Raw genomic sequence first — 17,426 nt, forward strand, 5'->3', positions numbered from 1 at the left:
TGGCGTGCGCTACCGGGAACCGGACCGAGGCCTTGGTGTAGCCGCCCTGGCCGCGGCCGCCTGGTCCGCCGAGGCTGCCACTCCTCACTTCCGCTTCTTGCGGTCGAACCAGACGGTGGCCGCGATGGGCGCGATGCCGGCCCAGAAGAGCATCTGGGGAATCGGGCGGTCGCTCCACGGAACCTGTGAGATCAGCAGTGCGCAGAGCATGGCCCAGGCGGCCTGGGCCAGCACGATGCGGGCCCAGAAGCCGCGGCGGACCAGGGAGCGGATGTTGAGCCGTACGCCCGCGCGCAGTCTGCGGTAGCGGCGCCAGGCGCCGAACGCCCAGATCGCCGACATGAGCACCACGACCCACACGCGGGTGGCGAGGGACACCGGCAGCTCCGGCGCCTCGCCCTCGGCGGGGAAGAGGTTCACCATCGCGCCGGCGAGCAGCAGACAGATCAGCGCCAGCCACCGAAAGCCGCGCAGCAGTCGGTAGGTGGCCTGATCGAGTCCTCTGCTGAGCGACGACGATCCGGGGACAGCGGCGAGTGCGTCGGCATACAGGCCGGCGGCCTGGGACGCCTTCACACCCGGGGTCTTCGCGGCCTTGGCGGTCTGCTGGGACAGGGCCAGCTCGTGCGTGGGGTCCAGGGACAGGATGTGGCGCTCGAGGGCGTCCGTCACCTCGTCGTTCCCGGCCACTGCGGCGAGCTTCCACAGCGTCTCGTACGCGCCGACCTCTTCAGGGGCGAGACGTACCGCCTCCTCGGCCATGGAGACACCCTCGCCCCACGTGTCCGGGTTCGGGGGAAAGCACAGAAGCTCCGCCAGGAGCGCGTACGCGCCCCACCACTGGGGATCGATGCGAACCGCCTCGCGCGCGGCCTGCCGCGCCTCGTCCCGGCGCCCCAGGCTGCGCAGGACGCGGGCGCGCAGGTCGACCGCGTCGAGGTCCTCCGGCGCGACCCTCAGCCCTTCGTCGAGCGCGGCGAGCGCCTCCCCGTGCTCACCGGCGTTCATGTGGCAGCGCGCCAGCCGGGTCCAGGCGCGCACCTCGCCGGGGTCTTCCGCGAGGCGGCGGGCGAGCAGGGACTTGGCGTCCTCGTACCGCCCGAGCTCGATCAGCGCGCCCGCCTGCTGGGTCAGCGGGTGAAGGCTCACAGCTTGCGCTTCCGCTTCAGGTAGGCGACCAGGTCGTCGTACATCCCGCCCTCGTTCGCGAACATCGCCACGTTGCGGGCGGCGGCGAACCACGGCTCGGTGGACGGCACGACGGCCTTCGCCGCGTTCAGCAGGTCCTTCATGCCGATCATGCGGACGGTCCCGGTGCGGGCGGAGTCCAGCAGCGCGCTCTCGGCCGCCGCTTCGCACAGATGCGCCAGGTCCGCCCCGGACAGCCCTTCGGTGATCTTGGCCAGCTTCCCCACATCGACCGACTCGATCGGCCGGTCCCGCAGGTGATAGCGGAGGATCGCCTCGCGCGCCGCGGTGTCGGGAGGCAGCACCAGCAGGGTCCGGTCCAGGCGGCCCGGGCGGCGCAGAGCGATGTCCACATCCCAGGGGACGTTGGTGGCGGCCAGCACGAAGACGCCCTCATTGGCGCTCGGGTCGATGCCGTCCAGCTCGGTCAGCAACTGGTTGACGGTGTTGCGCATGCCGCTGTGGTGGGTACGGCTGCGCTTGGCACCCAGCGCGTCCAGTTCGTCCAGAAACACCACGCACGGCGCCTGACGGCGCGCGACCTCGAAGACCTGGTGCATGTTGCGCTCGGAGTTGCCGATCCACATGTCGAGCACATCGCTGACCGACACGGACAGGAAACTCGCACCGAGTTCCCCGGCGACGGCGCGGGCGATGAAGGTCTTGCCGCAGCCGGGCGGACCGTACAGCAGCAGCCCGCCGCGCAGGCTCTTGCCGTACAGCTTCCGCAGCTCGGGATTGCGCAGGGGCGCGAGGAACGCGGCCTCCAGACGGTCCTTGACCTCCTGCATCCCGCCGACGTCCGCGAGCCGCACGGTACCGGGCGCGTCCACGTCCCAGGCGGAGGCGTCCCCCGGGTCCCCGCTGCCGTCGACGGTGAGCGGAGCCTCGACGAACCGGGGCGGGACGACATCACCGACCTGGTCCTCTGCGGCCCGCCAGTCGAAACCCTCCCGCGCCTCAGAGCCAGCCGCGGATGCCGCGCCCTGCTCAGGCGCCGGCGCGGGTTCGGGCTCCGTGGCGGTCCCCGGCGCCGGCGCTGGAGCCGGTGCGCCCATGGCGCGGGCCATGAGCTGACGGGCCTGTGCGTCGCCCGGCGCGTGCTGCAGCGCGACCGCCACCTCGGTGACCGCCGCGTCGGACTGCCCCGCGGCCAGCAGCAGCTCCGCGAGATGCAGGCGCAGCGGGACGTCACCGGGCGCCGCCTCAACTGCCGTACGCAAACTCTGGATCAAAGAAGAATCCGCCCCCATGGCGCACAGCTTATGACGGCCGCACGACAGCGGCGGTGCCGGTACAGGGCCGCAGGCGTCATCGTGGTGATCATTTCCGTGGTCATACCGGATGCACCCGGTGTGCGTGGACGGCACGCCGCAGGAAGTGCTGGACGCGGCCTGCAACCACCGAGTCGCACTGAACGGCAGACCTCCGCCCGCATCGGGGCGCCTGGCAGGCGCAGGCGAAGACCTTGACCCCCGTTTCTTACAGTCCTTAAGGTTTGTTCATGGAGAAGACCTTGGGTATTGAGGCCGCCCGCGCACGACTTGGCGACATCGCCGATCACGCCCGCACCACTGGCCAAGTCACCCACCTCACCCGGCACGGCCGGACCGTGGCAGTCATCGGCCCCGCCCACGCCGTACAGCCCGCCGGCAACGTGAAGGTCATGTTGTTCGTCGGGGACGAGGACGGCCGGCCCTGCGCTCTCCCCGCCGTACCTCGCATCGGGGACACGTTCCGCCTCTTCAACGACGAGGACGAGGACTCCTTCTGGCTCGTTGTCGCCGTCCAATGGGACCTCGGGCCAAACGGCGAAGCCGAAGTTAACGTCCTGCTTGACCCCCACGACGTGAGGACCGCCGAACGCGACGCCACCGAAAACGCAGACCATGCCTGAGTCCCAGGCGGCCCGTATGACCGCCAGCATGCTCAACCGCGAGCACGCCGTTCTCGCCCGCGAAGCCCAGGACATCGCTGACGCCGCTGCTCGCCTCGCCAACGACATCCCGGCCGGGTTGACCGCTGGCGAGGAGAAGCAGCTCGCTCGGGCGGTGCAGCAATTCCTCGTTCGCGCTACCCGTGCGTCGGCGATGCGGGAAGTCGCCACCCTGTACGAGGCCGAGATCGCTCCCACAGAGGAGCGCTGAGAGGGCTGGCTTGAGCGCCCCCACCGGCCTGTGGGCGTAGCGACCCCGCCGGAGGCGAGAAACTGCGGATGCATGGCCGCAGCCAAAGCACCGCCCCGAGCGGGCCTCGGGTGGCACGCCGTCGAACGCGATGACACGGGACACCTGCATTGCCAGGGAACGCAGAACGTACGGAATTAGGTCGCAAAACGTACGCGATGTGTGCGCTAGGCTGTCGGTGGAGGTCCCCATGTCCGAGTTGTTCGACGCGGTCGACGCTCTTATCGCGTCCCGCGCCCCGCTGCCGCCGCCGGAGGAACGCAAGCGACTGCGCAAGGCCCACGGCCTGACGGTCGATGAAGTGGCCGCCGCTCTGAAAGTGCGCCGGGCCACGGTCAGCGGCTGGGAGTCCGGCAAGACCGAGCCGCGGCCGCCGGAACGCAATGCGTATGCACGACTGTTGGCGCAGCTCGCGGAGCTCTACCCGGCCCCCGTCGAAAGCGCCACGCCTGCGCGGGAGACCGCGGCGCCGGAAACCTTCACCGCTGCCCCCACCCCGGCACCGGAAACGCCGGTCAAGTCCCCTGGTACCGAGGCGGTGACCACGGCGGAGAACGCCCAGCCCCATACCGCCGGCGGTGCCCCTCCGCCTGCCCCGGTCGCCGGGCCGCGGCCGGCCCGGACAACCAGAACGTCGTCGCCCCCACGGCGCACGGCGGCGAGAAAGCTGACCCCGGCCGGCACCCCGGCTGGTGGCGGTGATGCGCGTTTTGAGAACGGGCCGCTCGCGGTCGTCGACGTCGAAGGCGGGCAGGTGCTGGCGTACTGCGTCGGCGGCCTGGTCCTGGACGTACCCGCGAAGTCGCTCCCGGCCCTGGTGGACTGGACCCTCAAGGAAGCAAGGCTCGGGGCGCCGAAGCTGTCCGGGCCGGGCAAGGACTCAGACCCACTGCTCGTACTCACCGAAGCCGCGTGCGAGCGCTACGGCCTGCCCGTGACCCTCACCGATGAGGAGCGGCTCGCCGGGCGGATCCCGGAAGGCCACAAGGTCATCAAGCAGCTGGCCCGCGCGGAGTGGAAGCTCACCAAGCGCGGCTTCGGGCCGTGGGCGCGGATCTACCGCCCGGCCCGCGGCTCCGAACGCGCCTGCGTCCAGCTGTGCATCCCCTCCTGGCACGCGCTCGACTCCCGTCACTGGGGCGAGGCCGCCCAGCTTCCGCCGCCGGAACTCGCCCGGGTCCTGGGCACGTACGCCTCCCGGGTGATGACGCCGCGCGGGTCGACCGCCGTCACCGGCCTGGAGCTGATGACCGCGCTGCACCCGCCGACCCGCGCCTCCGCACCGGACACGACGGGCAAGCGGCACTCCGAGCACAACCCCGGCAGCCTGGGCACGGACCCCGTGGACTGCGCGCCGTGCGAGGCCCCCGACGGGCACCCGCTGCTCGCCGACCTGCCCCGGTTCCACGTCCGCGGCCCCGCAGAGAAGTTGTTCGAGGAAGCCTATGACTGGGCGCGTCCGCTCACCGACGCCGAATGCCTGCGCCGGAACCTGGTGGGCATCGACGTGAACATGGCCTTCGCCGCCGGAGCCAACGGCCTGGTCGTGGGCCTCGGCAAGCCGACGCATCTCAAGCAGCCGGCCTTCGATGCGAAGCTGCCCGGCGCCTGGCTGGTGGACCTCTCCCACGTCGACCTGTCGAAGGTGAAGGTCGGCAAGGAATGGACGGAACTGGACGGCGCCCTGCTGCCCAGCCCGTTCACCCCGAAGGGCGAGCGCCCCCAGGGCCCAGCCTGGTACGCGACACCAACCGTCGCCTACGCCGTCGAACTCGGCTACGAGGTCCACCCCGCCGAGGCCTGGGTGCGGCACGAGAACGGCCGCTACCTGGACGGCTGGTACAACCGGCTGCGCGACGCCTACATCGCCACGATGGCCGACCTCGGGGTCACCGCCGACCTGCCGCCGGAGGAGTTCCTGGCGGCGATGGACGGCTACCGGCAGCGCGACCCGGAACTGGCGATCGTGGTGTCCGCGATCAAGGCGACCGTCAAGGGCGGCATCGGCAAGCTCCGTGAGCGGCCCCGCGGCGAGGGCTGGAAACCGGGCCAGCCGTGGCGGGCCCTGTCCCGGCCGACGTGGCGCCCGGACATCCGCGCGGCCGTCATCTCCCGCACCCGGATCAACATGCACCGCAAGATCGTCAAGCACGCCGCGTTCACCGGCCAGTACCCGGTCGCGATCCTCTCCGACTGCGCCGTCTACGCGGCCGACGGGACCAGCCCGCTGGACTTCCTGCCCTACCGCGCCGGCAATCCCCTCCCCGGCGGCTTCAAACTCGGGGTGAACCCCGGGCTGGTGAAGTGGGAGGGTACCCAGAGCGTGCTGTGGGGCGAAGGCCTGCATGAGCAGTACGGCCAGGACCTCAACTTGGCCCGGTACATCAAGGACGGCCAGGTCACCGGCCAGGACAACGGGGAGTAGACCGGATGAGCATGTTCGGCGAAGGCCTGGACAAGGCGGTGCAGCGGGCGTTCACGCGCCCGATCCCGAAGTCGGCCGGCGCGCAGATGCGATACCTGGTCAAGCAGCTCAAGGGCACCCGGGCCGTCGCCCAGATGCTGCGGGTCTCCCAGCGCACCGTCGAACGGTACGTGAAGGGCCAGATCAAAAAGCCCCGCCCGGACCTCGCCGCCCGCCTGGAGAACGAGGTGACGAAGCGGTGGCAGCCACAGGTCCGCGCCAAGGCCCGAGAGAGGGCGGCGACCACCGGCGGCATCGTCATCGACACCCGGGCCCGCATCGGCTACACCGCGCCGGTCGGCTCCACTGACGACGCCCGGGTCCGGCACCTGACCATCGCGCTGCCTCCGCAGTACGCCGCCCGGCTCTTCGACGCCCAGCAGCAGGGCGTCGGCGACCAGCGCCTGCAGGAGATCGCCGCCGAAGCGCTCAAGGACGTGTACTTCCAGGACGGCGGCCGCCGCGCCGGAAGCCTGGAGGAAGTCCGCTTCACCGACATCGAGCATCTCGACTTCGACCTGTAGGCGCACCTGGACGCGAACGAGCCGGCAGCCTTGGGCTGCCGGCTCGTTGCTGCGGCCCCGGAGTCAACCCGAATCCGCACGCTGTCCCTGAACGACCTGGTTGGAGCCATGCGGTGCAGGGGCGTAGCCGGATAGTCCCAGGGCGGGGTTGAAGGAAGCAACCCGATCTGGTCCGCTTCTGGGTGTTTGCGTGATCACCCGGTGAGCTGTGGTGCTCCTCGAGATGGGCACGAGTGAGCGAGCCCGCTACTGCCATGGTCAGCGCCTCGATCGCTGCGGAGAACCCCCACCCTTTGGCCAACGGTCCTCGTAGCTGGACCGGTTTTTGTACTAAGCGCGACAAGTTTGAGGGTGGGACGTGCCTGAAGGAAAGTCCGGGATTGGTCATGACGCGCGGTCACCCGATGGCAGCATTCCTGTTACCGCGACACGGCGAGTCAACCGCCGAGCGGCACAACCTGGTTGGAGCCAGGCCGCCCTGCCGATGAGGCAGGGCCGCACAGCAACGCGATTGCAGAAAGGTGAACATGTCGAAATTCACGGGCGGCCCACGACCGCACCTGGCGCTCTCGGAGGCCGGTGTCATCGGGGTCATGGTCCTCATCGTGGCGGTGCTGGTCATCACGGGCGTGAAGCCGCTCACCGCCGTGCTCATCACTGGCTGCGCCGGACTCGCCGGGGCCGTCATCGTGTGGGCCTGCACGACCGGGAAGTTGCTCGGGCTCCTGCGGTCGGCCTGGGCTGAGCTGCCGGCGTCGTCCTGACGGCACCGTGCCTCGTGATCGGAAGGTTCGGCGCCTCAAGGAGGTGCCGGACCCCGGCAGCGCCGTGGGCCGGTTGGCAGGCGCTCTGCGCCGCAGCCGCGCCGCCCGGCGGCTGACCCAGGCCCAGGCAGCCGCCGTCCTCAGCACGTCCGAGTCGACCGTCCAGCGGGCCGAAGCCGGAGTCTCCACGCCGAAGAAGTACGTCGTTGAGGGTTACGTTGCCAAGCTCGGTCTCGACCCGGAGGAGGCAGAACATCTCCTCACCGAGGCCACCCGACCTCCCGGACGGCAGCGTCGCGTTCTGACCCAGGCCCCGCACCCGGGCCTGGTGAGCACCAGAGAGGAACTCGGACGGGCGCTGGCCCGGGTGTGGGAGGAGGACAACTGCCCCTCCCCCCGAGGCATGCAGGATCGGGCGGACAAGGCCGCAGCTCGGACGGCTGGCCAGCAGCAGGTGTCGACGCAGTATGCGTTCCTGTCCAAGAGCGCCGCGTACCGGATCGCCCACCGCCGGCAGCTGCCGAGCAGAGTGGAGCAGCTGCGGTCATACCTGCACGCGTGCCGGGTCAAGGAGAACGGGTACGAGGTCTGGGTCGCGGCTTACCACCGGGTCAAGGTCAAAGAGAAGGAGGAAGCGAAGGCCAGGACAGAGGCCAGGGCCGAGGAACGGCGCAGGTGGCGTGGCGAGGCGGGTCGACGCCGGGCCATTGAGATCATGCTGAAAGCCCGGTTGATTCCGGCCGAGTCCTTCTCCGGATCTGCCACCGCACCATGGACGGCCCGGTGCCGGGACTGCGGCCTGGTCGGCCGCTTTCGTCTCGCCTCCGTCCGGCAGGGGCACGGATGCCGTGAGTGCGCTTCCCCGCCTCAGTCGGCAGGCCGCGACGGAGACTCCGCTGTGCCGGCCGGGACGCCCCCCGAAGCGGACCAGGCCCTGGCCAGGGCGCGGGTACCAGCCGTGCCCGGCTCCGGGGCGGAAGCGCTGTGGGCCGGTCACTGCGCGACGTGCGGGTCTGCCGGCGGATCGGAGTACGGCAACTCCCGCTCCGTGGACTCCGCCCAGGGGTCCTGCCGGATGTGCGGCAGATCGCGGGAGACCGGTACGGAAGCCGATAGCGGGGTGCGGAGTGTGGTCTGACCAGTACCGGGGGGCGGGGGTTTTGCCCGGGCAGCAGCGGGACGAGCGCCCGACCGGGGCTGACGGCGGCTCCCGGCCGGAGCGCCATCAGCTGAGCCGACCCGCCTTCGCCGGGCTGGGGTCACGCTGCCAGTGTGGTGCGGGCCCGCTCGCGGAAGTCCCGGGCGTCCGGCACAGGGTAGGGAGCAAGGCGTTCGGCCAGGTTGAGCAACGGCGCGACGGTGCGGTGGGAGCTGATGGTCTCGGTCAGGTCCAGCGCGGCGTCGGCGGTCGCGCACGCCCGCTCGATCTGGCCCTGGGCGAACTGCGCGTCGGCCTGACGGGATAGGTAAAGGGCGTGGGTGCGTACGGACGTGGGGGCGAATAGGGCGTGGGCCTGGGCGAAGGCGGCTTCGGCGGGGCCGGGCTGGTTCATGTCGCGGTGGCTGGAGGCGCGGGCGCCGAGGATCTCGGCCTGGTTGAACCAGTAGGACCAGTCGGGGTCGGTGTGGCCGTCGGCTTGGGTCAGGAGCGCTTCGGCGCGGTCGAAGTCCGTCCAGCAGCGGGTGTCGCCCAGGTGGGCGCGGGCGCGCCCGCGCCGGGTGAGGAAGAGGGCCTGGACGCGCGGGGTGGTCGTGCCGCGGATTGAGGCCAGGGCGGTGTTGGCCATGTCCTCGGCGTCGTGCAGGCGGCCGGTGTTGTAGGCGCTGACGCTCCAGAAGCTGAGGGCATTGGCCCCGAGCGCGTTGTCTCCGGCGACACGCGCGGCCCGTAGAGCGGTGTCGAAGGTGCCGTCGGCGCACTCGCCTTTCACGTCGAACAGGGCGGCGGCGCGCTGGCGGGCGAGGTCGGAGGCGGCGGCGTACAGGCGGGCGCCGTGCGCGTCGGTGTAGGAGCGGTCGCGGATCAGGCCGTGGACCAGGGCGAGGGCGCTGGAGGCTTCGGCCAGGACGGTGCCGCCGCCGTCCTCATCGTCCATCCGCCGCAGCATTTGGGCCCGGTCCTCGATCTTTGCCACCGCGGCTTCGCCGATGCGGCGGCCGGTGGTGAGTTGGCCGGCGGCCACCGGGTCGGCCGTCAGCCAGGCCAGCAGCGAGGCGGTCAGTGTTCCCCCGGCGATCAGGACGAGCTCCCTGCGTGTGACGTCCATGGCGCTACCCCTTGCGAGTTCGGTCAGGGACTGGGAGGCGCCGAGCAGCGTCCACGGCCGGGGAGTTGGCCGTTGGGCGGGGTCCTCGGACAGCCACTCCGGCCATGGTCGCGCATCCACGGCGCCCGGTGGAATACCAAGCAGGTCGGCAATGAGCCGCTGGGTGGGCAGATCCGGGGTCCGGTCGTGTTCCCAGTACCACACGCCGTCGCGGCGGGTATGCAGCGGACGGCCGCGTTTGCGGCTGTGCGCGCGCAGGTGGCGGGCCAGTTCCGACTGGTTCCAGCCGCGTGCGTGGCGGGCTCGGGCCAGCAGGTAGCCGCGGGTCGTGCCGGCGTCTTTCCGGTGGGGGTCGAGTTCCATCAACGCCTCCGCTGTGCGCATGACCGGGCACGTACGGTGAGCGGCACTGTAGTGGGCCGACGGTCACGACGGGAGCGGCCCGGGCGTTGCTCCGTGTTGCTCGCAGGCGCAGCACACAGCAACACCTCCGGCCCTACCCGAGGGCCTGTCAGGTCGGCAGCGTAGAGGGCGATCGCCACCACCACGGCCGTGACGAACTCGTGAGCGAGGCGCACGCTGTGCCGCCGCGTCCGGCCGGACACACCGCAGGAGGAGACATGGGGTCATTCCCTGACGCCCTGCACATCTGTACCTATGACGTGAGGGGCACCCTGGTGGACTGCGGGCAGCCCAAGCCTGTCCGGGAGACGGGTCTGGTCACGCACACCCACCAGCTGCTGCGCGGCCTCGCCCGCCGGCACCCGAACATCACAGTCGCTGTCACCCAGACCGGCGCGGTCACAGCGCGGCGGGTAGGCGGCCTGCTCACCCCCGAGGGCCTGACGGTTGACCTGCGGACGGTCGCCACCCGGTTCCCGCAATACCTGCGCGATCCGCGCGGCGCCAAGAGCGCCTCGCGGGTGAGGCGCTACTACGAAGACGAGATCGACCACCAGGACAACCCGGTGTGGGCCTCCCTTGCCGGGCAGTACGCGCACGCTCTCGCTGCCGCAGGGATCCCCCACCTGCTCCTGCAGAACATCAACCCTCTGGTCAGTGTCCTGAAAGCCGAGGAGCTCGGCCTGCTGGACGGACCGCCGGACGGGCTGAGCGTCACCGGTGTGCTGCACGACGCGGCGGGTGCCGGGCGGCGCTTGGGCTACCTGGCCCGGCGGGCCCGGCGCACGGCCATCCGGCTGCAGCTGATCGCCGTCTCGGAATCGGTCCGGCGGGAAGCGGTCGACGCCGGAGTTCCCGGCGACCTGGTGACCACGATCGTCAACGGCCTGGATGTCGGCGACTTCGAGGACCGGCTGCGGCAGGCCCGGAGTGCGAAGGTCTTCGCGCGAGTCCGGGAGCGCAACCAGCTGCCCGCCGGGCACCGCGTCGTGCTGGTCTCGGCCCGCCGGGTGTCCTGGAAGGGCCACGAGGACGTTATCCGGGCCGCCGCCCGGCTCGATCAGCGCGGCCTGCTGGCCGACACCGTGGTGGTGTTCAACGGCGCGGGACTGCTGGATACCCGGTCCCCGGACTACGAGGACCACCTGACCCGGCTGATCAGCGAGCTCGACCTGACCGGAAAAGTCGTCCTGCTCGACGAGCTCAGCCGTGAGGAGGTCGCCTCCTGCTACACCGCGGCGCACGCCGCAGTGCTCGCGTCGCGGGAGCCGGAGCCGTTCGGGTACGCCAACATCGAGGCGATGCTGGCCGGGGTGCCGGTCATCGCCACCGGACACGGCGGACCGCTGGAGTACATCAGGGACCAGGCCTCCGGGCTGCTGGTTCCGCCTGCCGCCCCGGACGCCATCGCGGCGGCCCTGCAACGGCTGCTGACCGACGACGCTCTGCACGCCCGCATCGCGGCCGCGGGCCGGGCGTCAGCCGAGCGGTTCACCCTGGAAGCCATGATCGACGGCTATGTGGCGGCGATCAGCGCGGGCACCGCCTCGCCGGCCGCGGCAGTGCAAGAGGCCGGTGCACGATGACCTACATCCTGGGAGTCAACGCAGGGTTCGGCGTCTTCCACGACCCCGCCGCCTGCCTGGTCGACGGGCACGGCAGAGTGCTGGCGTTCATCGAGGAGGAGCGGCTGAACCGGGTCCGCCACTCGCCCGGGGTGAAGGCCCCGGCGCTGGCGGTTGACCGGTGCCTGGAAACCGCCGGGATCAAGGCGGCCGACGTCGATGCCGTGGCCGTGGGCTGGGACGAACCGCGCATGAGCGACCGCCACGGCACCCACTGGCACTACGACAGCCCCCGCCACTTGCTCAGCCAGCTCGGCTTCTACGAGCGGCGACTGCCGGACCTGCAGTTCGTCCCGCACCACCAGGCGCACGCCGCCTCAGCCTTCCACGCCAGCCCGTACCACCAGGCGGCCGTCCTGGTGGTCGACGGCAACGGTGAGGACGAGTGCATCTCCATCTACCGGGCCCGCCGCGGCGAGCCACTGGTGCGGCTGGACCGCTGGCCACAGGTCTTCAGCCTCGGCCACCTGTACGAGGCGGCCAGCCACTGGCTGGGACTGGGCCGGCGGGGCGCCGGGAAGACGATGGGCCTGGCCGCCTACGGCGGCGGCCAGGACATGCCGGATCCCGGGTGGCTGACCATCGGCTGGGACGGACTGGTCTCCACCCTGGGCACTGACACCAGCCAGGACTACGACGCGACCAAGGACCGCTGGCGCAAACGCATCCGCCGCTTCGCCGGCGCCGCCGGCCCGGCCCAGCCCATCGGGAAGCTGGACACCGATCCGAACGCAGTGAAGGTCGCCGCGGCCGCGCAGGCCACCGTCGAGACCGTGATGAGCTGGATGGCCGGCCAGGCCCGGACGATGACCGGCATCACGCACCTGTGCATCGCCGGGGGAGTCGGCCTGAACTGCGCGGCCAACGGCCGCCTGCCCGGCCCTCTGTACGTGCCGCCGGTCCCGCACGACGCTGGGGTGGCGCTCGGCGCCGCCTGGTCCCTCGCAGCCCCCCGCGAGCCAACCGTCTTCCACGCCTACACCGGCGGCTGGCCCGGCCCGCTCCCCGCCGGCACCGACAGCGCCACCACGCACGAGCTGGACCCCGACCGCGTGGCGGACCTGCTGGCCGATGGCCGCATCGTCGGCGTGTGCCGGGGCCGCAGCGAGGCCGGCCCCCGCGCGCTGTGCCACCGATCCTTCCTGGCCTCCCCGGTCACCGCCGGAATGCGGCAGCGGATGAACAGCCTCAAACGCCGTGAGCCGTGGCGCCCCTTCGGGCCGGTCACCCACGCCGACCCCGGCCTGTGGGAGCCGGCCGGGCACCTGGAGCGGTACATGATCGGCGCCACCCGCCTCACGGCGAAAGGTGCCGCCGCAGTGCCTGCAGTGGCACACGCCGACGGCACGACCCGCCCGCAGCGTCTGGACAGGGGACAGGAGGACTTCGTGGCCACCGTTCTGGACGCTCTGGTCCAGCGCGGCCACCCGCCGGTACTGCTGAACACCAGCCTCAACGGACCTGGCGAACCGCTGGTGGAAACCACCGAGCAGGCCTTGAGGTGTGCACGGCGGCTCGGCGCGGACGCCCTCGTAACCGACCACGCGCTGCTGCTGATCAAACGCGAGCAGACGGCGGCCGCGGCATGACAGCCACGCCACCGCATCTCCGCCCGCCCGCTGGCTACGCCAAGATCGGCGACGGTGAACACAGCGAAGTCTTCCGCCGCGGCGGCAGCCGGTACTGCATCCAACTCTTCCGGCCCGACACACCACTCACCGTCGAGAGGATCGAAACGGAGTATGCCTACCTCCAGCAGGCGTACTCCGCCCTGCCCCGCCTCATCCCCCGCCAGCGCCTGTTCACCGACAACCCGCATGCCCCCCTGGCCCACGCAGTGCTGGTCAAGCAGTGGGTAGAGGTCGACACCTCCCGGCCACTGCACCTCCTGCGCGCCAACGACCTCACCCCCGCCACGCTTGCCCAGCTCAACCAGTTCGTCGCGATCACCCGGACCCTGCTGGACCGGGCGCCGACCGAGGAAACCCTGCTGCCGGACATCATCGACAACCGGTTCCGCAACCTGGCCCTGGACACCGCAGGGCAACTGCGGCTGCTCGACACCAACCAGCTCATCAATACCCATGCGCTGCGGGCCCTGGCCCCCGGCCGGCACCTGGACCTCACCCGCCGCCCCATCCACGCCATGGTGCTGCGACGCCTGATGTTCCTCGACGCCGCCTTCCGCGGCCGTACCTGCGACCAACTCACCACCGACCCCGTCTACGCCCGCTACCTGACCCCAGCCGGCTTCGACATCCTCTTCCAGGCGAGCGCCGAAACAGGCGAACCCTGCGGCGGGACGCACGAGGCGGCCACAGCACCACCCCGCCTCTGGCACCATAGGTAACGACCCACTCACCAAAAGCGATCATGAAGGATTCTCATGCTGCGCATCGCTCTGCCCAACAAAGGTTCCCTTTCCGGACCAGCGGGCGCGATGCTCCATGAAGCCGGATACCGCCAGCGAAGTGACTCCAAAGAGCTCGTCGTCGTCGACGAGCAGAACGACGTCGAGTTCTTCTACCTGCGCCCCCGCGACATCGCCGTCTACGTCGGCTCCGGCCAGCTCGACATCGGCATCACCGGCCGCGACCTCCTGCTGGACTCCGCCGCGGCGGCTGAAGAAGTCCTGCAACTGGGCTTCGCCCGCTCCACCTTCCACTTCGCCGGCACCCCCGGGACCGCCGAATCGGTGCACGACCTGGCTGGGATGACGATCGCCACCTCCTACCCCGGCGTGGTGGCCAAGCACCTGGCCGACCAAGGCGTCCACGCCGGGAATATCGTCCGTCTCGACGGCGCGGTGGAGACCTCGCTGCGGCTCGGCGTCGCCCAGGTGATCGCCGACGTCGTCGAAACCGGAACGACACTGGCCCACCTGGGCCTGGTGGTCATCGGCGAACCGCTGATGGAATCCGAAGCCATCGTCATCCGCCCTGCCGGAGCGGACACCACCAACGAGGCCGTCCAGAGGTTCCTGCGCCGCCTGCAAAGCGTCCAGGTTGCCCGCTCCTACGTGATGATGGACTACGACATCCGCATGGAAGACGTGGAGGCAGCCGTGGCTCTCACGCCCGGCCTGGAGTCACCGACCGTCTCCCCGCTCCACAAGCAGGGCTGGGCGGCCGTCCGCGCCATGGTCCCGGCCGACCAGGCTCAGCACATCATGGACAAACTGGAGACCGTCGGCGCCCGCGCCATCCTGACCACCCGCATCCACGCCTGCCGAGTCTGAACCAGACCGGAACCGTTCCCGGCCCCGGAGACCGCCCTCCCCCGTGGCGCAACCTCCGGGGCCGAACCCCGCACACAGCCGTGCCCGACGCCGCAGACCCTCCAACCCCGCACGAGCTGAGGGCTTCCGCACGCCGACCGCACGCGAACCGGCCTGCGATCCCGGGAGTGATATCACTCCCGCTGCGCCGTCGCTAGAGTGGTCTCGGAAGCGAGAAAATGTCACCGGCCCGGGGAGCGGTCATGAGTGAGCCGTGGACCATCGAACGCATCCGCGACGCTCTCGATGATCCAGAACTGGCCAAGCGGTTCCTCACGGAAATCAACCGGGCGCCAGCCCACGAACTGCTGCAGACCTTCGCCCGCTGGGAGCGCACAGCGAAGGACATCACCGCCGCCATCGAACGCGGCCGTGAGCTGGCCGCGTTCGATGAGCGGGGCGAGGAACCGCCGGGGGAGTGGTCAGACGCGACCGACCGGGTCCTGGCGGAGGCGGGGCGCATCCGGGCTGCCCGGGGCGCTGCCTGATCGGTCAACCGGATCACACAGGGTCGCCGAACCGCTACGCTGTTCCTCGGGTGCGCGGGGGCCTACAGACGTTGATCCGTAGGGCGCATTGCGTCCAGGTCCGAGGGGGAGGCCCTTGTACCGCCTCAAGTTCGATCCGTCGGCCGAGGTCGTCTTCGACTCGCTACCGCCACACGTCAGCGAAGAGCTCACCCTGGCTCTGGCCGACGCCTGCTACGACCCTCTCGGCACGACCCGCTCCTACGGGGAAGCCGACGACGTCATGCGGACGGTGGTCACCGAGCACGCCCAAGTCGTCCTCCTCGTCGGCCACACCCTCAAGACGATCACGGTGCTGCAGGTCGGCCATCTCGGATGACAACGCCAGCCCACTGGTTAAGGGCCGCTCCGGGCCGGGGAAATCGGCGCGTCTGCGCGCCGTCGTCCCAGCCCCGCCGGGAGCAGTAGGGGCTCGGCGCCGCCCGTCTGTCCCGGGCTCAAGGCCGCCCGAGGGAACCACCGGCTTCGCCGGCGGGGGGATCGATCGCTGTGGCTACGACTCGGCGGGGGCCGGCAGGCGGCGGGCGAGCGCTCCGGCGAGTTCGTAGGCCACCTCCGACTCTTCACCACCGCAGGAGCCAAGGAGTTCCAGCAGCTGCACCACCGCCCTGGCCTCCCCCAGCGAAAGCAGAGGCAAGCGTGGCTCCTTTTCCCCAGCCAGAACCCACAGGCCCGCCGCGTCACCCGCTGTGATCATCTCCGCCATGCCCGGCACAACGGCGCCGAGGCCTAATGAGTCACTCCGCGCCCATTGGGCGGACTACTACCCGCGCACCCGGGAAAGGGGTGGAGAGCAGGAAGGCCGAGCTATCTCTTCCCTCTCTCGGGCGGGTCCAGCCGAGCCGGAGAAGCCATCACTGCACCTCCTCGTCCGTGAACTCCCTCGGCAGGCTGCCTCCGAAGTCGAAGAGCGCGAGCCACGTGCCGAGGATGTCGACGACGTCCGCGCCGGGCCACCCGTCCTTTCGTTCCTCCAGCTCGGTCAGCTCCTGACGCAGTGCGATGACGGCTCTTCCTACGGGCGTCTTCGGGTCGGGAATGATCACGATGGTGTCTTTCTCGGTGAGGGCGGGGACGTCCGGTCCGCGGCATGCCCCGCCGGATGTGCGCGCGGGAGTCTGGTCCTGTGATCAGGGCGGCTTCGGCATGAAGGCTCAGAACTCGCTGAGAAGGCGGAGGCTGATGTGCCAGAGACAGGCCAGGGGCTAAAGCTCCAGGTCCAGGAGGGTGCGCAGCAGGGCGGCGTGGTCGGCGGGCAGGACAGCCTCACGCAGGGTGCGCTTGCGCAGGATGGGCACGTCCAGGCTGATGCCAACCGGGAGGTCGGACGCGTTCTGGTGGGGGACGAGCCGGTAGTGCGAGACAGCGATCATCCAAGCCTCGTACCGGTCGGCAGGGCTGCCGCTGCGGGCGGCGTGCCCCGCGTCGGGGGAGCGGGACGGGCAGGGGCAGGACGGGTCGGTGCAGGGCCTCCCTGCGGGGTTGCCGGCCAGGACGGGGCTGTGCCGGTAGTGCGTGGCCGTGCCGTTCAGCATGGGGCAGTGCGCGGCGGTGTAGGGCAGGCACTCCGGATGCAGTGCCGGTTCGGGTGAGGCTCCTTCGGCCACGTCGACCGGGCGAACGATCAGGAAGCACCGTTCGTCCAGCGGTTGGCCACAGATCTGGCAGAGGCGCTTCAGGAAGGCCGTTCGGGCACGGTTGGCGTCGAGGCTGCCGAAGACCGCGTGGTCACCGTGGGTCAGGGATACCCACGGCACCACCAGGCCGCCCGCGAGTGGCTGTCGGGCGCAGCGTTGGGGGATTGCGCGCATTTGGGACGTCCTTCAACTCGTGGGAGACGTGAGGGCTACGCGAGGACGGCGGGGTGCCGTTCGGCATCAGTTGCTGGCTGGTCCTGGGCGCGCTCGTCCGTCGGTGGACGGCGGACTGTGGGAGGAGAAGACGTAGTGGCCCAGGTCGCGCAGTGCGTCGGCGGTTCGGTCCACGGCATCGGGGCCGCTGTCGGTCTGGCGGATGTACGCCTCGATCTCGCGATTCCAGGTGAACCCCTGGTCGGTGAGGGTCTTCTCGGTGTCCTGCGTGAGATCGAGAGAGGACTCGGGAGCGGCGACCAGTCCGTGAGTGAGGTCGGGGACGACCAGGAACATTGGGTCTCCTTTCCGTCGCGTGCTGCCCCAGGGATGGGGCGGCCCGCGGGCAAAG

19 protein-coding genes are annotated in these 17,426 nt (G+C 70.6%); 12 read left to right on the forward strand and 7 right to left on the reverse strand.

What is annotated here, in order from left to right:
- Positions 1-84: 84 nt before the first annotated feature.
- The gene (locus tag SXIN_RS30415) at positions 85-1,149 is read right to left on the reverse strand and encodes a tetratricopeptide repeat protein (protein ID WP_019712031.1); all 1,065 of its coding nucleotides are present in this window, start codon (positions 1,147-1,149) and stop codon (positions 85-87) included.
- Positions 1,146-2,441, reverse strand: coding sequence for an ATP-binding protein (locus SXIN_RS30420; protein WP_039824601.1), 1,296 nt, complete (start codon positions 2,439-2,441; stop codon positions 1,146-1,148). The genes SXIN_RS30415 and SXIN_RS30420 overlap by 4 nt, the downstream gene beginning before the upstream one ends.
- 251 nt (positions 2,442-2,692) lie before the next feature.
- On the opposite strand from SXIN_RS30420, the gene SXIN_RS30425 reads away from it, so the two are divergent.
- The 6 genes from SXIN_RS30425 (at position 2,693) to SXIN_RS30450 (ending at position 8,264) form a co-directional block, all read left to right on the forward strand.
- Positions 2,693-3,085 (forward strand): type II toxin-antitoxin system Phd/YefM family antitoxin, encoded by a 393-nt coding sequence (locus tag SXIN_RS30425; RefSeq protein WP_019712033.1) that lies wholly within the window; start codon positions 2,693-2,695, stop codon positions 3,083-3,085.
- A 16-nt stretch (positions 3,086-3,101) separates the two neighbouring features.
- The gene (locus tag SXIN_RS30430) at positions 3,102-3,335 is read left to right on the forward strand and encodes a hypothetical protein (RefSeq protein ID WP_157916366.1); all 234 of its coding nucleotides are present in this window, start codon (positions 3,102-3,104) and stop codon (positions 3,333-3,335) included.
- A 229-nt stretch (positions 3,336-3,564) separates the two neighbouring features.
- Positions 3,565-5,799 carry a telomere-associated protein Tap gene (gene tap / locus SXIN_RS30435; RefSeq protein ID WP_019712035.1) on the forward strand — a complete coding sequence of 745 codons (2,235 nt, stop codon included), beginning with the start codon at positions 3,565-3,567 and terminating at the stop codon, positions 5,797-5,799.
- Positions 5,800-5,804: 5 nt separating this feature from the next.
- Positions 5,805-6,362 carry a telomere-protecting terminal protein Tpg gene (gene tpg, locus SXIN_RS30440; RefSeq protein ID WP_019712036.1) on the forward strand — a complete coding sequence of 186 codons (558 nt, stop codon included), beginning with the start codon at positions 5,805-5,807 and terminating at the stop codon, positions 6,360-6,362.
- Between the two features lie 527 nt (positions 6,363-6,889).
- Entirely contained in the window at positions 6,890-7,126 is a 237-nt protein-coding gene (locus SXIN_RS30445) for a hypothetical protein (protein ID WP_039824606.1), read from the forward strand.
- Between the two features lie 43 nt (positions 7,127-7,169).
- Positions 7,170-8,264, forward strand: coding sequence for a helix-turn-helix domain-containing protein (locus SXIN_RS30450; RefSeq protein ID WP_019712038.1), 1,095 nt, complete (start codon positions 7,170-7,172; stop codon positions 8,262-8,264).
- 121 nt (positions 8,265-8,385) lie between these two features.
- Here the strand turns inward: SXIN_RS30450 and SXIN_RS30455 are convergent, their stop codons facing one another.
- Positions 8,386-9,777 (reverse strand): NsdA family TPR-like regulatory protein, encoded by a 1,392-nt coding sequence (locus tag SXIN_RS30455; RefSeq protein ID WP_238153902.1) that lies wholly within the window; start codon positions 9,775-9,777, stop codon positions 8,386-8,388.
- Between the two features lie 236 nt (positions 9,778-10,013).
- Between SXIN_RS30455 and SXIN_RS30460 the strand changes: the two genes are divergently transcribed.
- The 6 genes from SXIN_RS30460 (at position 10,014) to SXIN_RS30485 (ending at position 15,543) form a co-directional block, all read left to right on the forward strand.
- Positions 10,014-11,381 (forward strand): glycosyltransferase family 4 protein, encoded by a 1,368-nt coding sequence (locus tag SXIN_RS30460; protein ID WP_019712040.1) that lies wholly within the window; start codon positions 10,014-10,016, stop codon positions 11,379-11,381.
- The gene (locus SXIN_RS30465) at positions 11,378-13,009 is read left to right on the forward strand and encodes a carbamoyltransferase C-terminal domain-containing protein (protein WP_019712041.1); all 1,632 of its coding nucleotides are present in this window, start codon (positions 11,378-11,380) and stop codon (positions 13,007-13,009) included. Before SXIN_RS30460 ends, SXIN_RS30465 begins: the two co-directional genes overlap by 4 nt.
- Positions 13,006-13,770: a hypothetical protein gene (locus tag SXIN_RS30470; protein WP_019712042.1), complete on the forward strand. Its 765-nt coding sequence runs from the start codon at positions 13,006-13,008 to the stop codon at positions 13,768-13,770. Before SXIN_RS30465 ends, SXIN_RS30470 begins: the two co-directional genes overlap by 4 nt.
- A 36-nt stretch (positions 13,771-13,806) precedes the next feature.
- Entirely contained in the window at positions 13,807-14,658 is an 852-nt protein-coding gene (gene hisG, locus SXIN_RS30475; RefSeq protein WP_019712043.1) for an ATP phosphoribosyltransferase, read from the forward strand.
- Between the two features lie 242 nt (positions 14,659-14,900).
- Positions 14,901-15,185 carry a hypothetical protein gene (locus SXIN_RS30480; protein ID WP_019712044.1) on the forward strand — a complete coding sequence of 95 codons (285 nt, stop codon included), beginning with the start codon at positions 14,901-14,903 and terminating at the stop codon, positions 15,183-15,185.
- 115 nt (positions 15,186-15,300) lie between these two features.
- Positions 15,301-15,543 carry a type II toxin-antitoxin system RelE family toxin gene (locus tag SXIN_RS30485; RefSeq protein WP_019712045.1) on the forward strand — a complete coding sequence of 81 codons (243 nt, stop codon included), beginning with the start codon at positions 15,301-15,303 and terminating at the stop codon, positions 15,541-15,543.
- A gap of 174 nt (positions 15,544-15,717) precedes the next feature.
- Here SXIN_RS30485 and SXIN_RS30490 read toward each other — a convergent pair whose 3' ends face one another.
- From SXIN_RS30490 to SXIN_RS30505, 4 genes are all read right to left on the reverse strand, one after another.
- Positions 15,718-15,861: a hypothetical protein gene (locus SXIN_RS30490; RefSeq protein ID WP_227963027.1), complete on the reverse strand. Its 144-nt coding sequence runs from the start codon at positions 15,859-15,861 to the stop codon at positions 15,718-15,720.
- Positions 15,862-16,078: 217 nt separating this feature from the next.
- Positions 16,079-16,270 carry a hypothetical protein gene (locus tag SXIN_RS30495; protein WP_019712047.1) on the reverse strand — a complete coding sequence of 64 codons (192 nt, stop codon included), beginning with the start codon at positions 16,268-16,270 and terminating at the stop codon, positions 16,079-16,081.
- Between the two features lie 159 nt (positions 16,271-16,429).
- Positions 16,430-17,035, reverse strand: a complete 606-nt coding sequence (locus SXIN_RS30500) for a hypothetical protein (RefSeq protein WP_019712048.1) — start codon at positions 17,033-17,035, stop codon at positions 16,430-16,432.
- A 66-nt stretch (positions 17,036-17,101) separates the two neighbouring features.
- A complete protein-coding gene (locus SXIN_RS30505) occupies positions 17,102-17,371 on the reverse strand; it encodes a hypothetical protein (RefSeq protein ID WP_019712049.1) in 270 nt (89 codons plus the stop codon).
- Between the last annotated feature and the right edge of the window lie 55 nt (positions 17,372-17,426).

The sequence above is a fragment of the Streptomyces xinghaiensis S187 genome (genome assembly GCF_000220705.2).
Taxonomy (GTDB): Bacteria; Actinomycetota; Actinomycetes; order Streptomycetales; family Streptomycetaceae; genus Streptomyces; species Streptomyces xinghaiensis.